Raw genomic sequence first — 17,762 nt, 5'->3', positions numbered from 1 at the left:
TGAGACAGGTCAATCCGGCCGCCACATGCTGGCCTAGAAATGCCGGCTGAATGGGGACCGATTGTCCCGATGAGGTGGAAAGCGTGAATCACGAACCGCTGCTGCACGCGACGCCGTCCGGCGACGTGCTGAAATTGCGCCCCGAGGGGCCCTGGACCGCCGCGAACGTGGTGACGCTCGAGACCTTGTCCCGCTCGGTCGGGGCCGACGTCGATCGTTCGCGCGCCGTATCCTTGGACATGTCGGGGATCAGCGCGCTCGATACGCTCGGCGCCTGGGTCCTGGAGAAGCTGTCGCGCAGGGCCGCCTCGTCAGGCAGGCCAGCCGAATTCGTCGGCGTCGCCGATCATTTCAGCGGGCTGATGGACGAGGTGCGCCAGGTCAACCGCCGCACGCCGGCTTCGGCGGCCGCGCCCAATCCGGTTCTGGCGCGGCTGGGTGATCTCGGCAAGTCCGCGGTCGGCGCGCGGGAGGACGTCACGATCTTCCTCCAGATGCTCGGCGCCTTGTTCATGGCCGTGGTCGGCGTGCTGCGCCGGCCGCGTTCGCTGCGGCTGACCTCTCTGGTGTATCAGCTCTACCGCATCGGATGGCAGGCGATCCCCATCGTCACGCTGATCACCTTCCTGATTGGCGCCATCATCGCGCAGCAGGGCTTCTTCCACTTCCGTAGATTCGGCGCGGAATCATACACGGTCGACATGGTCGGCATCCTGGTGCTGCGCGAGCTCGGCGTGCTGATCGTCGCCATCATGGTCGCGGGACGGTCGGGGAGCGCCTACACGGCCGAGCTCGGCTCGATGAAGATGCGCGAGGAGATCGACGCGCTCTCGACCATGGGGCTCGATCCGGTCGACGTCCTGATCCTGCCGCGCGTCGCGGCCCTGGTCATTGCGCTGCCCATCCTCACCTTCATCGGATCGATCGCCGCGCTCTATGGCGGCGGGCTGGTCGCGCAGTTCTATGGCGACATGGGGCCGGCGATCTACATCGCGCGCCTGCACGAGGCCATTTCCGTCGCACATTTCGAAGTGGGCATCCTGAAGGCGCCGTTCATGGCGCTGGTGATCGGGATCGTGGCCTGCAGCGAGGGATTGCGCGTCAAGGGCAGCGCGGAGTCGCTGGGGCGGCAGACCACGACGTCGGTGGTGAAATCGATCTTCCTGGTGATCGTGCTCGACGGCCTGTTCGCCGTGTTCTTTGCCTCGATCGGAATGTGACGATGGACGGACCACAAGACGAGTTCGCCATCCGCGTCCGTGACCTCGTGGTCGGCTTCGGCCGTCAAACCGTGCTCGACCATCTGTCGCTCGACGTCCGCCGCGGCGAGATCCTCGGGCTGGTGGGTGCCTCCGGCGGCGGCAAATCGGTCTTGATGCGGACCATCATCGGCCTCATCCCGCGCCGGAGCGGGACCATCGAGGTCATGGGACAACCCGCCGGCGGCCAAGGCCGCGGCGCAGCGATGGCCTGGGGCATCCTGTTCCAGCAGGGCGCGCTGTTCTCCTCGCTGACGGTGCGCCAGAACGTCCAGTTTCCCTTGCGCGAAAATCTCGTCCTGTCGCAGGAGCTGATGGACGAGATCGCGATTGCCAAGCTCGAGATGGTCGGTCTGCGTGCGGAGGACGCCGACAAATATCCGGCGGAGCTGTCCGGCGGCATGACCAAGCGCGTGGCGCTGGCGCGCGCGCTCGCGCTCGATCCGCCGATCCTTTTCCTGGACGAGCCGACCTCGGGCCTCGACCCCATCGCCGCTGGCGAGTTCGACGCGCTGATCAAGACGCTGCAAAAGACCCTGGAGCTCACCGTGTTCATGGTGACCCATGACCTTGCGAGCCTGACCACGGTCTGCGACCGCGTCGCCGCGCTCGCCGACGGCAAGATCGTGGCGATCGGCCCGATGCGCGAATTGCTGCAATCCGAGCATCCCTGGGTGCGCGCTTACTTCCACGGCAAGCGCTCGCAGATGCTGCAACACGAGATGAGATGAGAGATGGAAACCCGCGCTCCCTATGTGCTGATTGGCAGTTTCGTGCTGGCCGCGATCGTCGCAGTGTTCGGCTTCGTCTATTGGCTGAACAACACCGGCGGCATCGGCCCGCGCACCAGCTACCACGTGCAATTCCAGGGGCCGGTGCCCGGCCTGCTGGTCGGCGCCGGCGTGCTGTTCAACGGCATTCGCGTCGGAGAGGTGACCCAGCTCGGACTCGCGCCTGATAACCCGCGCTTCGTCAATGCGACGATCTCGGTTGCCACCGCGACGCCGGTGCGTGCCGACACCAAGGTCGGCCTCGAATTCCAGGGCCTGACCGGCGTTCCCGTGGTGACATTGGAGGGGGGCGTGATCGTCGCCAAGTCCGGCGAGCTGCCGACCTTGATCGCGGAGGCCGGCGCAGGCCAGAGCATGACGCAGGCGGCGCGCGATGCGCTGCGGCGGGTCGACACGGTGCTTCAGGACAATTCCGGCCCGCTGAAGGACACCATTGCCAATTTCAAGACCTTCTCCGACGGGCTCGCGCGCAACACCGGCAAGATCGACGGCATTCTGGCAGGCCTCGACAAGATGACCGGCGGTGGTACGCCCGCGCAGAAGGTCACCTACGACCTGCGCACGCCGCAGAATCTCGGGCCGGCCGGCAAGACCCTATCGGCCTCACTGGCCATTCCCGAGCCGACGGCGGTGGCGATGCTGCAGACCGAGCGCATGCTGTTCGCGCCTAGCGGCGACAGGCCGGGCTTTGCGGACTTCCTCTGGGCTGACAGCATTCCGAAACTGGTGCAGGCGCGCCTGATCGACAGTTTCGAGAACTACGACATCGCCCACGCCCCGCTGCGCACGTCGGATCTCGGGCCGGCGGACTACCAGCTCCTGCTCGACATCCGGCGCTTTCGGATCGCGACGGATGGGGAGGCTCGGGCCGAGATCGGACTGTCGGCTCGGATCGTCGACAAGAATGGCAAGGTGATCGCATCGCGGCTCATCGAGGCCAGCGAAAAGCTCGACAAGGTCGAACCGGCCGCTTCAGTCGCCGCCTTCGATGCCGCCTTCGCGCGCATCGCCAAGGAGCTGATCGGATGGACCGTGCAGGCGGTGTGAGGGGCGACTATTCCAGCGTCTTCAGATAGGACAGCAGGTCGTGGATCTGGTCCGGGCTGAGCGCGAAGGCCGGCATGTCGGCATGTCCGGTGGAGATCCCCTCGGCCAGCGCCTCGCCAAGGCTGTTGATCGGATAGCGCCGATGCAGGGTGCGTAGCGGAGGCGCGATCTCCAGCGGGCTCTTGGAGGCGCGGTCGATCGCGTGACAGCGTGCGCAATTGGCTCGGGCGAAAGCCTTGCCGCGTTGTTCGGCGGCCGGGGCCGCGAGCGCAGGCGTGATCAGAAGCAGCCCAATCAGGCCGTGACGCAGTGCTCTTTGCAGCATGGAATCATCCCGTCGAACCGTGGACGCAGAATAAGAGCGGGATGCCAGCCAAATTTGATCTGGGTCAATCGGCTGCGGCACGGTGCAGTAAAATGCAGCCGCGCGGTGGACTCGGCCTGACGTCGGGAGCGGCCGGCGTGGGGAGCGATGGATGAAGCCTTCCGTGGTCACGAGTGAGCCGAACGGACATCATTGCGACGATTGTGCCGTGCGTGGAGCGGCGGTCTGCTCGTCGCTCGATGCAGCCGAACTCCGGGAGTTCGAGCATCTCGGCCGCCGCGTCCATTTCGATTCGGGCGAGACCGTGTTTTCCGAGGAAGACATCACGACCTCGTTCTACAACGTCCTCGAAGGCGTCATGCGGCTGTACAAGCTGCTGCCTGACGGCCGGCGGCAGATCGTCGGCTTTGCCTTGCCCGGTGACTTCCTCGGGATGAATCTGTCCGGCCGGCACAATTTTTCGGCCGATTCGATCGGCGTGGTGAAAGTGTGCCAATTCCCAAAAGGGCCTTTCGGCCGTTTCATCGAAGACCGGCCGCAATTGCTCAGGCGCATCAACGAGCTGGCCATTCGCGAGTTGAGCCAGGCGCGCGACCATATGGTCCTGCTCGGACGCCGCTCGGCCGACGAGAAGGTCGCGACCTTTCTGCTCGGCTGGCGTGAGCGGCTGGTCGCGCTCAACGGTCCGTCCGACATGGTCGCGCTTCCGATGAGCCGTCAGGACATCGCCGATTATCTCGGCCTGACCATCGAGACCGTCAGCCGCACCTTTACCAAGCTTGAGCGTCTCGGCGTGATCGAGATCATTCACGGCGGCATCAGCCTGCTCGATCCGGCCCGTGTCGAGGCCATGGCCGCAGCCTGACCTCATCTCCGGGACTCTCTCGGCAATTTGATCCCGATCAATGACGGCGGCCATGCCCCGCAAAATAATGCCGGAGACAAATCCGGGAGGGGATGATGCCTGCTGACGCGTTGCTGGTGACCGTTGTCGTCGTCGCGATCTTTGTGGTGTTCGCCGCAGTTCTGGCCTGGGCTGACCGGCAAACCGCGGCGGGCCGGCTTGATCCGGATTCCAGGCACTGAAGCCTTCTGCAGGTCCAGGTCCAGGTCCAAGTCCAAGTCCAGGTTTAGGTCCGAGTCCGGCGCGCCAGGGCCGATGCTCGCCTGGGCGGGCGCCCCCCGTCGGCAGCGTTTCGACGCAATCACAGTTTGCGTAATCCGCAACTCTGCGTCGAAGAAGACGCATCGCCGCAGCTTTTGGCTGCTGACTTCCTCGTTACGGGCCTTTTCGTGGCATTTGCCTCAAATCGCGCGCGTGCTTTCCGGTTGAAATGCCTGGTAACGTTGACTACGCAGGAACTCAGTGCCTCGTAGTCTTAGGAGCCCCGCGGCGTGCCTCAGGACAAGACCGGCGATCCCCGACAACCGGCGGGCAACAAACTATCGGTCCTGCGCAAGCACCCGATCTTCGCGGATCTGGAGCCGGAAGCGCTCGATCAACTCTGCCGCTACGCCAAGCACACCACCGTCAAGCGTGGCGCGACGATCGCCGCCAAGGGCGATCCCGGCAACAGCCTGTTCGCGGTGATCGCGGGGACAGTCAAGATTTCCTCCTCATCGCCTGATGGGCGGAACGCTATTCTCAATCTGATCGGCCCCGGAGAAATCTTCGGCGAGATTGCCGTGCTCGACGGCGCGCCCAGGTCGGCGGATGCGACCGCAAATACCAATTGCGAGCTCTACGTCATCGATCGCCGGGACTTCCTGCCGTTCGTGAAGAGCCAGCCGGCGCTGGCGATGAAGTTCATCGAGCTGCTGTGCGCGCGTCTGCGCTGGACCAGTCAGCAGGTCGAGCAGGTGATCCTGCAGAATCTGCCGGGCCGGCTTGCCAGTGCACTGCTCGGTCTCACCGAAGAGCGCAAGCTGGATTCCGGCAGCGGCACGCTCGCCATCACGCAGCAAGAGATCAGCGAGATGGTCGGGATGACGCGCGAGAGCATCAACAAGCAATTGCGCGCCTGGGCCGGCCGCAACTGGGTCCGCCTCGAGCACGGCGCCATCGTCGTGCTCGATACGGACGCGCTGCGCGAGCTCGCCGAGAGTGGCCTCGGCGGCGAGTGACGCCGTCGGCCTAACCGTCGATGCTGGCGACCGCGGGGCCTCGATTGGAGGCGTCAAGTCACGGGCTAGCGACGTCGAGCCAGGCCGCCATACCCACCATAGTGCGAATTGCGCCAGAAATCGATCGATGCAAGTCTTGCATCGATCGATGCCGGATTTGGCTTGGACAGAGAATGCCGCCCGCCCTAGGGACGACATTGGCGCTTGACTTCACACCTGAAGCGGAGCGACCCAAGGCGGCCTGCAGCCGGGCCGACAACGATATAATCGATCTCAATCAACCCAGGAGGAAGCCCACATGAAGACGCTCACCGGTATCATCACAGCCGTTGCACTGGCGGTCTCAGCACCCCTGGCCACTGCACGCGATTTCCGCTCGGCTGACGTTCACCCCGCCGATTATCCGACCGTCGAGGCGGTCAAGTTCATGGGCCAGCAGCTCGCGGCGGCGAGCGGCGGCAAGCTTGGCGTGAAGGTGTTTCCGAACGGCGCCCTGGGCTCGGAGAAGGACACGATCGAGCAACTCAAGATCGGCGCGCTCGACATGATGCGGATCAACGCATCGCCGCTGAACAATTTCGTGCCCGAGACCATTGCCTTGTGCCTGCCCTTCGTCTTCCGGGACACGCAGCACATGCGCACCGTCCTCGATGGTCCGATCGGCGATGAGATCCTGGCAGCCATGGAGCCCGCGGGCCTGGTCGGCCTTGCCTATTACGACAGCGGCGCGCGCTCGGTCTACACCGTCAAGGCACCGGTCAAATCGCTTGCCGATCTCAAGGGCCTGAAGATCCGCGTCCAGCAATCCGACCTGTGGGTCGGCATGATCCAGAGCTTGGGGGCCAACCCGACGCCGATGCCCTATGGCGAGGTCTACACCGCGCTCAAGACCGGCCTCGTCGACGCTGCCGAGAACAACTGGCCGTCCTACGAATCCTCCCGGCACTTCGAAGCCGCCAAGTTCTACAACATCACCGAGCACTCCCTCGCGCCCGAAGTTCTCGTGATCTCGAAAAAGGTCTGGGACGCGCTGAGCAAGGAGGACCAGGCGATGGTCCGCAAGGCAGCCAAGGAATCGGTGCCCGTCATGCGCAAGCTCTGGGACGCGCGCGAGCAGGCCGCCCGCAAGACCGTCGAGGCCGCTGGCGTTCAGGTGGTCACGATCGGCAACAAGGCGGAGTTCGTCGATGCAATGAAGCCGGTCTACCAGAAGTTCGCCGGGAACGAGAAGCTGCAGAGCCTCGTCAAGCGCATCCAGGACACGAAGTAAGACAATTCGGGAACCGGGTCCGGCGTCGCCGCCAGGCGGCACCGGATCCCGTAAGGAGGCGCGGGATGACAGACCCACACGTCGCAAGTCACGAGCAGGGGGCCGTAGCAACACGCCCGTCCACCGGCTTGCTGTCGCGGGTCAATGCCCCCATCGCGCGCCTTGGCATGTACCTGTCGGTGACAGGCCTGCTCGTCATCGTCGCCATCGTCTTCTACCAGGTGTTCGGACGTTACGTGCTCAACTCCAGCCCGACCTGGACGGAGAACCTGGCGCTGGTCCTGATCCTCTACGTCACGCTGATCGGCGCCGCCGTCGGCGTACGCGATGCCGGGCATATCGGCATGGACAGCCTGCTGGTCATGCTCCCCGATCACGCGCGGGAGAAGATCGAGATCGTGATCCACGTTCTGGTCGCCGGGTTCGGCCTCGCAATGGCCTATAACGGCTGGATCCTCGGCGCGTCGGTCGGCACCGTGAAGATCCCCAATCTCGGCCTGCCCGAGGTGATCCGCTACGTGCCGCTGTTCGCCTCCGGCGTCCTGATCGTTTCGTTTTCCATCGAGCACATCATTGCTCTCCTGCGCGGCGAAGAGGTCGTCCCCTCATGGAACTGATCATCCTCGGCGCCACCTTCTTCGGCTTTCTGATCCTCGGCGTACCGGTCGCCTTCGCGATCGGCCTGTCGGCCATCTGCACCATCCTCTACGAAGGCCTGCCGGTCGCCGTCATCTTCCAGCAGATGATGTCGGGGATGAACATCTTCTCCTTCCTCGCCATTCCGTTCTTCGTCTTCAGCGGTGAGCTGATGCTGCACGGCGGCGTGGCCGACAAGATCGTGCAACTCGCCAAGAATCTCGTCGGGCACATCCGCGGCGGGCTCGGCATGTCGAACGTGGTCGCGTGCACGCTGTTCGGCGGCGTCTCGGGCTCGCCCGTGGCCGACGTGTCGGCGATGGGCGCGGTGATGATCCCGATGATGAAGAAGGAGGGATACGACACCGACTACGCCGTCAACGTCACCACCCACGCCTCGCTCGTGGGCGCCCTGATGCCGACCAGCCACAACATGATCATCTATGCACTCGCGGCCGGCGGCAAGGTCTCGATCGGCGCGCTGATTGCGGCCGGCCTGCTGCCGGCGCTGGTGCTGATGGTCTGCATGTTGGTTGCCGCCTACGCGGTCGCGGTGAAGCGCGGTTATCCCGCCGGCAAATTCCCGGGCTGGGCCGAGGTGGTCCGCTCGCTGGCGGCCGCGGTGCCTGGGCTTCTGATCGTCGGCATCATCCTGGCCGGCATCCTGTCCGGCGTCTTCACGGCAACCGAATCGGCGGCCATCGCCGTCACCTACTCGATCCTGCTGACGTTCTTCATCTATCGCACCATGACCTGGGGCAACTTCCTGCGCGCCGCCGCCAAGGCGGTGAAGACGACCGGCGTGGTGCTGCTGCTGATCGGCGTCTCCACCATGTTCCAGTACCTGATGGGACTTTACGAGGTGGCGGATCTCGCCGGCGCGATGATGAACAAGTTGTCGACGCAGCCCTGGGTGATCTTCCTGCTCATCAACATCATCCTGTTCGTGCTCGGCACGTTCATGGACATGGCGGCAACGATCCTGATCTGCACCCCGATCTTCCTGCCGATCGCGATGAAGGCGGGCATGGATCCGGTGCAGTTCGGCATGCTGATGTTGATCAATTGCGCCCTCGGGCTCAACACGCCGCCGGTCGGAACGACGCAATTCGTCGGCTGCGCCATCGGCGGCATTTCGGTCGGCGCGGTGATGCGCACCATCCTGCCGTTCTATGCCGCGTTGATCGCAGCACTGATGTTCGTGACCTACGTCCCTGCATTCTCGTTGTGGCTGCCGCGCCTCTTGATGGGCTACAAGGGCTAGTAGCATTAGGGAGACAATGTCAGTGGCGGACTATCGCAAGCTCTTCGATCTCACCGGCAAGACCGCGCTCGTGCTCGGCGCCGCATCCGGCATCGGCAGATCGTCGGCCGAAGCACTTGCGGATCTCGGCGCCCGCGTCGTCTGCGCCGATCGCGCGCTCGAGGCAGCGGAGGCGACCGCCGCCGGTATTCGCGACAAGGGCGGCTGGGCGGAAGCAGCTGGCTGCGACGCCGCAAGCGCCGCGGATGTCAATGCGCTGGCCCAAACCGTGATGCAGAAGTTTCCGCGGCTCGACATCGCCGTGACGACGCCCGGCCTCAACATCCGCAAGACCATCCTCGACTACACCGAGGAGGATCTCGACCGCGTCCTCAACCTCAACGTCAAGGGCACGGTCTGGTTCTTCCAGGCCTTCGGCCGCATCATGGTCGCGCAGAAGGGCGGCAGCATCATCGCCTGCTCCTCGATCCGCGCGGTGACCATCGAACCCGGCCTCGGCATCTACGGCTCGACCAAGGCGGCGATCGGCCTGCTGGTGAAGGGCTTTGCCTCCGAGGTCGGGCACGCCGGCGTGCGCGTCAATGCGATCGCCCCGAGCATCGCCGAGACCGCGCTGACCGGCCCTTTCAAGCAGCGCCCCGACATCTACAATCTCTACGCCGGCCACACCGTGTTCAACCGCTGGAGCAGCGCCGACGAGGTCGCGACCGCCGTCGCCTATCTCGCCTCGGATGCCGCAAGCTATGTCAGCGGCAGCACGCTGTTCGTCGACGGCGGCTGGACCGCCGTCGACGGCCCGCCGACCGGTCTCACCCAGTTGCACAAATAGCAAAGGATGTAGCTCGGGTTGCGCTTGCACGTCGCGCGGCTCACTGGCAGGCCTCCTTCGCAACCGCAGCAGGAAGCTCCGGCGCGCGCGGCTTGAGCAAATCGCATGGGGCTTGCCGGATAAATGCGCTCGGCTGGCCGGTATTTTGGTGTTACGAACTGGGACATGAACCAGCACGCCAAGATCAACGCGAAGATCGAGATCCGCCATTCGACCTGTCCGCATGATTGCCCCTCGGCCTGCGCCCTCGATGTCGAGGTGGTCGAAGGCCGCAGCATCGGCCGCGTCCGCGGTTCGAAGAAGCAGACCTACACCGCCGGCGTCGTCTGCGCCAAGGTCGCCCGCTATGCCGAGCGCATCCATCATCCCGAGCGGCTGATCTATCCGCTGCGCCGCACCGGCCCCAAGGGTTCAGGTCAGTTCGCGCGGATCTCCTGGGACGAGGCGCTGGACGAGATCGGGCACCGATTCAATGCGGCCGAGCGCGAGTTCGGTGCGGAATCGATCTGGCCCTATTACTACGCGGGGACAATGGGGCTCGTGATGCGCGACGGGCTCAACCGTCTCACGCATGTGAAGAAATATTCGCGCTTCTATCAGACCATCTGTGCCAACGTCGCGCGCATCGGCTTTGCGATCGGCACCGGCAAGATCGCCGGCGTCGACCCGCGCGAGATGGCGCTGTCCGATCTCGTCGTGATCTGGGGCACCAATCCCGTCAACACTCAGGTCAACGTGATGACGCACGCCTCGCGCGCCCGCAAGGAGCGCGGCGCGAAGATCGCGGCGGTCGACATCTATGACAACGAGACCATGAAGCAGGCCGACATCAGGATCATCCTGCGGCCCGGCACCGACGGCGCCTTCGCCTGCGGCGTCATGCATGTCCTGTTCCGCGACGGCTACGCCGACCGAGCCTACATGGACAAGTATACCGATTGCCCCGCCGAGCTCGAGGCGCATCTGAAGTCGCGCACGCCGGAATGGGCCTCGGCGATTTGCGGCGTTCCGGTGTCGGAGATCGAGGCTTTCGCCAAGGCCGTCGGCGAGACCAAGCGGACCTTCTTCCGTCTCGGCTATGGCTTCACCCGCTCGCGCAACGGCGCGACGCAGATGCATGCGGCGCTGTGCATTCCCGCGGTGACCGGCGCTTGGCAGTATGAAGGCGGCGGCGCCTTCTTCAACAACTACGCGCTGTGGCACTTCAACGAATCCATCATCGAAGGCCACGACGCGATCGACAAGTCGACGCGCGCGCTCGACCAGTCGCAGATCGGACGCATCCTCACCGGCGATGCCGGAGCTCTGCAGGGCAAGGGTCCGGTCAAGGCGATGCTGATCCAGAACACCAACCCGATGACGGTGGCGCCGGAGCAGGCCCTGGTCCGGCAGGGCTTTGCGCGGGAGGATCTGTTCGTGGTGGTGCACGAGCAGTTCATGACCGAGACGGCGCAGATGGCCGACATCGTGCTGCCGGCGACGATGTTCATGGAGCATGACGACCTCTATTACGGCGGCGGCCATCAGCACATCTCGGTCGGTCCGAAGCTGATCGACCCGCCGGGCGAATGCCGCTCCAACCACGAGGTGTTGCAGGCGCTGGCGCCGCGGCTGGGCGCCAGGCATCCGGGCTTCGAGATGAGCCCGCGCGAATTGATCGACGCGACCTTGAGGCTGAGCAATCACGGCGACATCGCCGGCCTTGAAGCCGACATCTGGCGCGACCTGCAGCCGGATTTCCGCACCTCGCATTATCTCGACGGCTTCGCCCACGCCGACGGCAAGTTCCATTTCAAAGCCGATTGGGCGCATCCGCCGTTCGGCGTCACCATGGGCGACTACGACAAGATGCCTGGTCTGCCGGATCATTGGGCAGTGATCGAGCACGCCGACCGGGCCCATCCGTTCCGGCTTGCGACCAGCCCCTCGCGCAGCTTCCTCAACACCACTTTCAACGAGACGCCGTCCTCGCAGGCGCGTGAGGGCCGGGCCAGCGTGATGATCCACCCGCTCGACGCCGCCGCGCTCGGCATCGCCGATGGCGATGCGGTGACGCTCGGCAACGGCCGCGGCGAGACCACGCTGATCGCGACGCTGTTCGAGGGCGTGCGGCGCGGTGTCCTGATCGCCGAATCCGTTCATCCCAACAGCAACCATATCGGCGGCCGCGGCATCAACACGTTGACGGGCGCAGATACGATCGCGCCGATCGGCGGCGCGGCGTTCCACGATAATAAAGTCTGGATCAGGAAGGCGGCCTCAGCTCAAGGCGTGCACTCCGTGACGCCGTAGCCCGCGAATTCCTTTGCAATGTTCGGGTTCATCGACTTCGCCTGCGCGATATCGGTGGCGCCGTCGCCGCCGCTTCTGCGCGCAGCGATGCCGCGGCCGAACAGCGAGGACGAGGAGCGCGGGTTGCGCTGGATCGCGTCGGTATAATCCTTGATCGCCTCGGCATTGCGCCCGAGCTTGAGGTTGACGAGCCCGCGGCTGTCGAGTGCATCGCTCAAGCCCGGGTTGATCTGGAGCGCCAGATTGCAGTCGGCGAGCGCGCCTTGCGGGTCGCCCGTCGCAGCCCGGCTCCAGCAGCGGTTGTTTAGGGCTTCCGCGTCCTTGGGCGCGCGGCGGAGCACCGCGTCGAAATCCTGTATCGCGAGCGCATAGGCGCGCTTGATCGCGTAGACCTGGCCGCGTTTGTAACGCGAGGTGACGTCGTTGGCGTTTGCGGTGATCTTGCGGCTGAGATCGGCGATGACAGGATCTCGTGCCAGCTCGTCCGCATTCGGGGCGGGCTCCGCCTGCGGTACCTCGCAGACCGGCTTTTGCGGCTCGGGTGTCTGCACCTGTGGCTTGGCCGCGTCGTCCCGCGGCCGCCTCGCCGGGCCTGCGAACGAGAACTCGGTCGTCAGCGAGGAGGACAGCCAGGGCACCTGTTCGCGGTTGGTGGCGGCAACCACGCCGTTCTTGGTGTTGGTCAGGGCCTGCTCGGCGCTGATGTTCGGCGCGCGCATTTCGCGCAGCAGCTCGGCGACAAAGAGGCTGCGATCGGTCTTGCCGGTCGCCGTGACCGCGCCGAGCGCAGCGGAGTAGAGCACCAGCGTATTGCTCGGTGCGATCGCCGGTGCCAGGCCAGCCGAATAGCGGCGGAAGCGCCGCTCGAACGGGTTGCGGCGGGAAGCGTCGATCAGCGCGATCTTGATGGCGGCACCGCGCGTGTTCATCTCGGCGAGGATGGCGTCGAGGCCGAAGCCGTCGCGCGAGACGTCCGGCTCGGTCCAGATCTGGGCGTCGACCGGCAGCAGATAGGTCTGACGGTTGGACTGGATGGCAAAGCCGTCGAAGAAGATCAGCGCCACCGCGCCGCGCTCGATGCGGTCGTAGAAGCGGCCCAGCACCTGCCGCATGGCATCGCCGGTGAGATTGCTCTGCCTGTCGACGACGAAGCCGCCGCGCTTCAATTCCTCGGCGACGTCCTGGGCATCGTTGGCGACCTCGCTCAGGACGAACTCATTGTCGGGATATTTCGCGTTGCCGATCACCAGCGCGATCTTCGCGGCGTCGGCCGCATGGCATGCGGCGCCGCCGCTCAGCACGACCAATCCTGCCAGCAACAACATCAATGCGGCGCGCATGAAATGGCTCATCGGTGATCAAATCTCCGGTCAGGATAGCGCGCGCAAGCCCCAGTTCAATCGCGAAGCGAAGTTGCGCCCACACGCTATGGTGAGGCGACCCTGCAGATTGCCCTTGCGCGCGCCGCCGGTCCTGCCGCAAATGGCTGCAAAACGGGACCAAGCGAGCGAGCATGTCATGACAGACACCACAGCCGTCATCACCGAGAAGCGCGGGCAGGCGTTCTGGATCACCATCAACCGGCCGGAGAAACGCAACGCGCTGAACGGCGAGGTCATCGCCGGGATCACAAGAGCCTATCGCGACGCGCATGAGGACAAGGACGTCCGCGTCATCGTGCTGACGGGCGCGGGCGACAAGGCGTTCTGCGCGGGCGCCGACTTGCAGAATTCCGGCGCGGCTTTCGCGATGGATCATTCCAAACCAAATGTCGACTATGCCGATCTGTTACGTTTGTCACAGAACGCCACGAAGCCGGCGATTGCGCGCCTCAGTGGCGTCTGCATGGCCGGCGGCATGGGCCTTCTGTGCATGACCGACATGGCGGTTGCGGCCGATCACGTCGTCTTCGGCCTGCCGGAGGTGAAGGTCGGCGTGTTCCCGATGCAGGTGCTGAGCCTGCTGCAGCGCATCGCTCCGCCCCGTCTCGTCAACGAATGGGCGCTCACGGGCGAGCCGTTCGACGCCAGGGCCGCGCAGGCCGCTGGCCTGCTCAACTACATCGTGCCGGCCGCCGAGTTAGATGCCAAGGTTGACTGGCTGATCGCCCGCATCGTCGACAAATCCCCGACCGCGATCCGCCGCGGCAAATACGCCATGCGCGCGATCGCCTCGATGTCGTTCGACGAGAGCATCGCCTATACCGAAAGCCAGATCGCACTGCTCGCGATGACCGAGGACGCCAAGGAAGGGTTGAAAGCGTTCAGCGAGAAGCGGAAGCCGGTCTGGACGGGGAGGTGAGGGGATCCGCTCTCGCATCCCGGACGCGCCGCAACGCGTCGGCGTCGCTGCGCAGAGCCGGGACCCAGGGCGGCACGAACGAGAATGTAGCCGCATCCTCCGCCGTCATTCCGGGGCGCGCGTAGCGCGAGCCCGGAATCCATCGTGCAGCAAGTGATGCGGAGAAATGGATTCCGGGCTCGCGCCAAGGGGCGCGCCCCGGAATGACAATCTCACCCCGCGTTCGCCTTCAGTCCCGCCGCCTGAATCCCCGCCACCGCGCAGGCTTCGTCATTGTCGGACGTATCGCCGGAGACGCCGACCGCGCCGAGCAGGGTGGTGCCATCCATGATCAGCACGCCGCCGGGGACCGGTACCAGCGCGCCCTTCGCGATCGTGTTCACGGCATCGACGAAATAGGCCTGCTCCTGCGCGCGCTGGAACAGAGCACGCGAGCCCATGCCCATGGCGAGCGCGCCATAGGCCTTGCCATGCGCGATCTCGGCGCGCATCAGGCTGGTTCCGTCCTGCGCCGCCGCGAGCTTGAGCACGCCGCGCGCGTCCAGGATGGTGACGACCAGCGGCTTCAGCTTGAGCTCGCCGGCTTTCGCGAAGGCGGCTTCGAGGATTTTTCGGGCGGTGTCGAGGGTGAGATCAGCCATGGCTGGTTTCCTTTGCAGCTGGAGAGGTGGCGTTGGATTTGGCGCGATCGAGGCTCATGGCCAGCACGCGGGCGACGTGAAGTGCTTCGCGCTGGGCGCCGTCGTGGATCTGGTGCCGGCATGAGGTGCCGTCGGCGACGACGAGCGTATTCCGGTCAGCCTTCCGCACGGCCGGCAGCAGTGACAGCTCGGCCATCTCGATCGAGGCATCATACGTGTCCGCGCCATAGCCGAAGGCGCCGGCCATGCCGCAGCAGCTCGACTCGATGGTCTTAACCTCAAGGCCTGGGATGAGGCGCAGCACCTGCTCGACAGGCTTGAAGGCGCCGAAGGATTTTTGATGGCAATGGCCGTGCACCACGGCCTTGTCCGCGACGATGCCGAGCGGCAGTTGCAGCCTTCCGGCCTCTGCCTCGCGCGCCAGAAACTCCTCGAACGTCAGCGCGTGGGCGCCCACCGCCTTGGCTTCGTCGTCCTTGCGCAGTGAAGCGAGCTCGTCGCGCAGCGTCAGGAGGCAGCTCGGCTCAAGGCCGACGATCGGCACGCCGCGCGCCGCGTATGGCGCGAAGGCCGAGACCAGCCGGTCGAGCTCGACCTTGGCTTCGTCGACGAGGCCAGCTGACAGGAATGTGCGGCCGCAGCACAGCGGACGGCACCCGCTCACCGGCTTCGGCAGATGCACGCGATAGCCGCCGGCCGTGAGCACGCGCAGCGCGGCGTCGAGATTCTCGCGCTCATAGATGCGGTTGAAGGTATCAGTGAACAGCACGACCTCGCGACCGTCCGTAGGCCCGACGCTTTCGGACGGCGGCACGAACACATCGCGGCGAAAGGCGGGGAGGGCCCGGCGCGCGCTGATGCCGGCGAAGCGCTCGAACAGCTTTCGCAGCAGCGGGCTGCCGTTGCGCAAATTAGCCAGCGGTGCCAAGCGCGACGCAAGGCCGGCATAGCGCGGCAGATATGCAACCAGCCGGTCGCGCAGCGTCAGGCCGCGGCTGGCGGCGCGCGCCGCGAGCACCTCGATCTTCATCTTGGCCATGTCGACGCCGGTCGGGCATTCATGGCGGCAGGCCTTGCAGGAGACGCAGAGTTTGAGCGTCTCCATCATCTCGTCGGACGAGAGCGCATCCGGGCCGAGCTGGCCGGAGATCGCAAGCCGCAGCGTATTGGCGCGGCCGCGGGTAACGTCCTTCTCGTCGCGCGTGGCGCGATAGGACGGGCACATCACGCCGCCCTCGAGCTTGCGGCAGGCGCCGTTGTTGTTGCACATCTCGACCGCGCCCTGGAAACCGCCGCCGGCGCCGGGATAAGCCGACCAGTCGAGCTTCGTCTTCAGCTCGCCGACCCGATAGTCCGGCTTGAAGCGGAACAGCGAGCGGTCGTCCATCCTGGGCGCATCGATGATCTTGCCGGGATTGAGCACGCCGCCGGGATCGAAGCGCTGCTTCACCTCCCTGAAATCGGCGACGAGGCGCTCGCCGAACATGGCCTCGTGGAATTCGGAGCGTACCAGACCATCGCCGTGCTCGCCGGAATGCGAGCCTTTGTACTCGCGCACCAGCGCAAAAGCCTCTTCGGCGATGGCGCGCATCGCCTTGACGTCTTTCTCCAGCTTCAGGTTCAGAACGGGGCGCACATGCAGGCAGCCTTCGGAGGCGTGCGCGTACATCGTGCCGCTGGTGCCGTGCTTGGCGAACACTTCGTTCAGCCGCGCGGTGTAGTCGGCGAGGTGCGGCAGCGGCACGGCGCAGTCCTCGACGAAGGAGACCGGCTTGCCCTCCTGCTTCATCGACATCATCACGTTGAGGCCGGCCGCGCGGAAATCGGCGATGCCGCTCTGCAGCGCGGGTTCGGTGATCTCGACCACGCCGCCCCATTTGCGCGTGTCGTTGTTCCAGCCAAAGCCGAGATCCGCCATCAGCTCACCGAGCTGCTTGAGGCGCACCAGATTGTCCGACTGGTCCTCTTCAGCGAATTCGACCACCAGCACGGCATCCGGATCGCCTTTGATCGCCGCGGAGATGACGGGTGCGAACATCGCAATGTCGCGGCCGAGCGCGATCATGGTGCGGTCGACCAGCTCGACCGCAATCGGCTTGAGCTTGACGAGGTGCTGGGCCGCATCCATGGCCTCGTAGAAGCTGCCGAAATGGCAGACGCCGAGCGCCTTGTTGCGGATCACGGGCCACAGCTTCAGCTCGACCTTGGTGGTGAAGGCGAGGGTGCCTTCGGAGCCGACCAACAGATGCGCCATGTTGTTCGGCGCGTTGCGCGGCACCAGCGCATCGAGATTGTAGCCGCCGACGCGGCGCTGCACCTTTGGGAAGCGCGCGGCGATCTCGTCGGCCTCGCGGGTGCCAAGGTCGAGCATGTCGCGGAACAGGGCGCGGGTGCTGTCGCTCGCCTCGAGTTCGGAGAGATCGCGCGCGACCTCGCCAAAACGGCTCAGCGTGCCGTCGGCGAGCGAGGCCTCCATCGACAGCGTGTTGTCGCGCATGGTGCCGTAGCGCAGCGAGCGGCCGCCACAGGAATTGTTGCCAGCCATGCCGCCGATGGTGGCGCGGGAGGCCGTGGAGACGTCAACCGGAAACCACAGGCCGTGCTTTCTGAGCTGACGGTTGAGGTCGTCGAGCACGATGCCGGGCTCGACCACGCAGGTGCGGCCTTCGACATCGAGCGACAGGATCTGGTTGAGGTGCTTGGATAGATCGATCACGAGGCCGTCATTGACGGTCTGGCCGCATTGCGAGGTGCCGCCGCCGCGCGGGGTGACCTTCAGCCCCTCGTCGCGCGCAATCGCCAGCGCCCGCAAGGCCTCGTCCATGGTCTTGGGGACCACCACGCCCGTTGGCATAATCTGGTAGAACGAGGCGTCAGTGGCGTAGCGGCCGCGGCTGAAGCCGTCGAACAGCACGTCGCCGGTCAATTCCGACCGCAGGCGCCGTTCGAGCGAGGAGGCGTTCGTCATCCCTGATCCCGGACT

The 17,762-nt window shown here is 65.3% G+C and carries 16 protein-coding genes; 12 read left to right on the top strand and 4 right to left on the bottom strand.

The features are described from left to right. Positions 1 to 83 precede the first annotated feature (83 nt). Genes I6F09_RS17430 through I6F09_RS17420 form a run of 3 tightly spaced genes read left to right on the top strand, consistent with a single transcriptional unit; the run spans position 84 to position 3,097 of the window. Positions 84 to 1,220: an ABC transporter permease gene (locus tag I6F09_RS17430; protein ID WP_225188616.1), complete on the top strand. Its 1,137-nt coding sequence runs from the start codon at positions 84 to 86 to the stop codon at positions 1,218 to 1,220. 2 nt (positions 1,221 to 1,222) lie between these two features. Then, positions 1,223 to 1,990, top strand: coding sequence for an ABC transporter ATP-binding protein (locus I6F09_RS17425; protein ID WP_225188615.1), 768 nt, complete (start codon positions 1,223 to 1,225; stop codon positions 1,988 to 1,990). Between the two features lie 3 nt (positions 1,991 to 1,993). Beyond that, positions 1,994 to 3,097, top strand: a complete 1,104-nt coding sequence (locus tag I6F09_RS17420; protein WP_225188614.1) for an MlaD family protein — start codon at positions 1,994 to 1,996, stop codon at positions 3,095 to 3,097. 7 nt (positions 3,098 to 3,104) lie between these two features. Here I6F09_RS17420 and I6F09_RS17415 read toward each other — a convergent pair whose 3' ends face one another. Further along, positions 3,105 to 3,422 carry a cytochrome c gene (locus I6F09_RS17415; protein WP_081493895.1) on the bottom strand — a complete coding sequence of 106 codons (318 nt, stop codon included), beginning with the start codon at positions 3,420 to 3,422 and terminating at the stop codon, positions 3,105 to 3,107. Between the two features lie 151 nt (positions 3,423 to 3,573). Here I6F09_RS17415 and I6F09_RS17410 point away from each other — a divergent pair, with 151 nt between their 5' ends. From I6F09_RS17410 to I6F09_RS17380, 8 genes are all read left to right on the top strand, one after another. Next, on the top strand, positions 3,574 to 4,287 hold the full coding sequence (locus I6F09_RS17410; RefSeq protein ID WP_036029009.1) for a helix-turn-helix domain-containing protein: 714 nt from the start codon (positions 3,574 to 3,576) through the stop codon (positions 4,285 to 4,287). Positions 4,288 to 4,382: 95 nt separating this feature from the next. Beyond that, entirely contained in the window at positions 4,383 to 4,508 is a 126-nt protein-coding gene (locus I6F09_RS37560) for a hypothetical protein (protein WP_276573865.1), read from the top strand. A gap of 309 nt (positions 4,509 to 4,817) precedes the next feature. Then, positions 4,818 to 5,546, top strand: a complete 729-nt coding sequence (locus I6F09_RS17405; protein ID WP_036007486.1) for a Crp/Fnr family transcriptional regulator — start codon at positions 4,818 to 4,820, stop codon at positions 5,544 to 5,546. 298 nt (positions 5,547 to 5,844) lie between these two features. Next, positions 5,845 to 6,816 carry a TRAP transporter substrate-binding protein gene (locus I6F09_RS17400; RefSeq protein ID WP_036029010.1) on the top strand — a complete coding sequence of 324 codons (972 nt, stop codon included), beginning with the start codon at positions 5,845 to 5,847 and terminating at the stop codon, positions 6,814 to 6,816. 65 nt (positions 6,817 to 6,881) lie between these two features. After that, the gene (locus I6F09_RS17395) at positions 6,882 to 7,433 is read left to right on the top strand and encodes a TRAP transporter small permease (protein ID WP_036029012.1); all 552 of its coding nucleotides are present in this window, start codon (positions 6,882 to 6,884) and stop codon (positions 7,431 to 7,433) included. Then, on the top strand, positions 7,424 to 8,716 hold the full coding sequence (locus I6F09_RS17390) for a TRAP transporter large permease (RefSeq protein ID WP_036029014.1): 1,293 nt from the start codon (positions 7,424 to 7,426) through the stop codon (positions 8,714 to 8,716). The genes I6F09_RS17395 and I6F09_RS17390 overlap by 10 nt, the downstream gene beginning before the upstream one ends. Positions 8,717 to 8,738: 22 nt before the next feature. Further along, positions 8,739 to 9,545: an SDR family oxidoreductase gene (locus I6F09_RS17385; RefSeq protein WP_225111932.1), complete on the top strand. Its 807-nt coding sequence runs from the start codon at positions 8,739 to 8,741 to the stop codon at positions 9,543 to 9,545. A gap of 165 nt (positions 9,546 to 9,710) precedes the next feature. Next, positions 9,711 to 11,837 carry a molybdopterin oxidoreductase family protein gene (locus I6F09_RS17380; RefSeq protein ID WP_225111931.1) on the top strand — a complete coding sequence of 709 codons (2,127 nt, stop codon included), beginning with the start codon at positions 9,711 to 9,713 and terminating at the stop codon, positions 11,835 to 11,837. On the opposite strand, the gene I6F09_RS17375 is transcribed toward I6F09_RS17380, so the two are convergent. After that, positions 11,810 to 13,189, bottom strand: coding sequence for a caspase family protein (locus tag I6F09_RS17375; RefSeq protein ID WP_225188613.1), 1,380 nt, complete (start codon positions 13,187 to 13,189; stop codon positions 11,810 to 11,812). The genes I6F09_RS17380 and I6F09_RS17375 overlap by 28 nt on opposite strands. A 166-nt stretch (positions 13,190 to 13,355) precedes the next feature. On the opposite strand from I6F09_RS17375, the gene I6F09_RS17370 reads away from it, so the two are divergent. Beyond that, positions 13,356 to 14,138, top strand: a complete 783-nt coding sequence (locus tag I6F09_RS17370; protein ID WP_036007523.1) for an enoyl-CoA hydratase/isomerase family protein — start codon at positions 13,356 to 13,358, stop codon at positions 14,136 to 14,138. A gap of 212 nt (positions 14,139 to 14,350) precedes the next feature. Here I6F09_RS17370 and I6F09_RS17365 read toward each other — a convergent pair whose 3' ends face one another. Both I6F09_RS17365 and I6F09_RS17360 read right to left on the bottom strand, forming a co-directional pair. Next, positions 14,351 to 14,779: a heme-binding protein gene (locus I6F09_RS17365; protein WP_109143030.1), complete on the bottom strand. Its 429-nt coding sequence runs from the start codon at positions 14,777 to 14,779 to the stop codon at positions 14,351 to 14,353. Then, positions 14,772 to 17,747, bottom strand: coding sequence for an FAD-binding and (Fe-S)-binding domain-containing protein (locus I6F09_RS17360; protein ID WP_225188612.1), 2,976 nt, complete (start codon positions 17,745 to 17,747; stop codon positions 14,772 to 14,774). Before I6F09_RS17360 ends, I6F09_RS17365 begins: the two co-directional genes overlap by 8 nt. Positions 17,748 to 17,762 lie beyond the last annotated feature (15 nt).

Origin of the sequence: Bradyrhizobium sp. IC3195 (assembly GCF_020193585.1) — a bacterium.
In the GTDB taxonomy this organism is placed as follows: domain Bacteria; phylum Pseudomonadota; class Alphaproteobacteria; order Rhizobiales; family Xanthobacteraceae; genus Bradyrhizobium; species Bradyrhizobium yuanmingense.
This window is presented reverse-complemented; position numbering and strand designations above follow the sequence as displayed.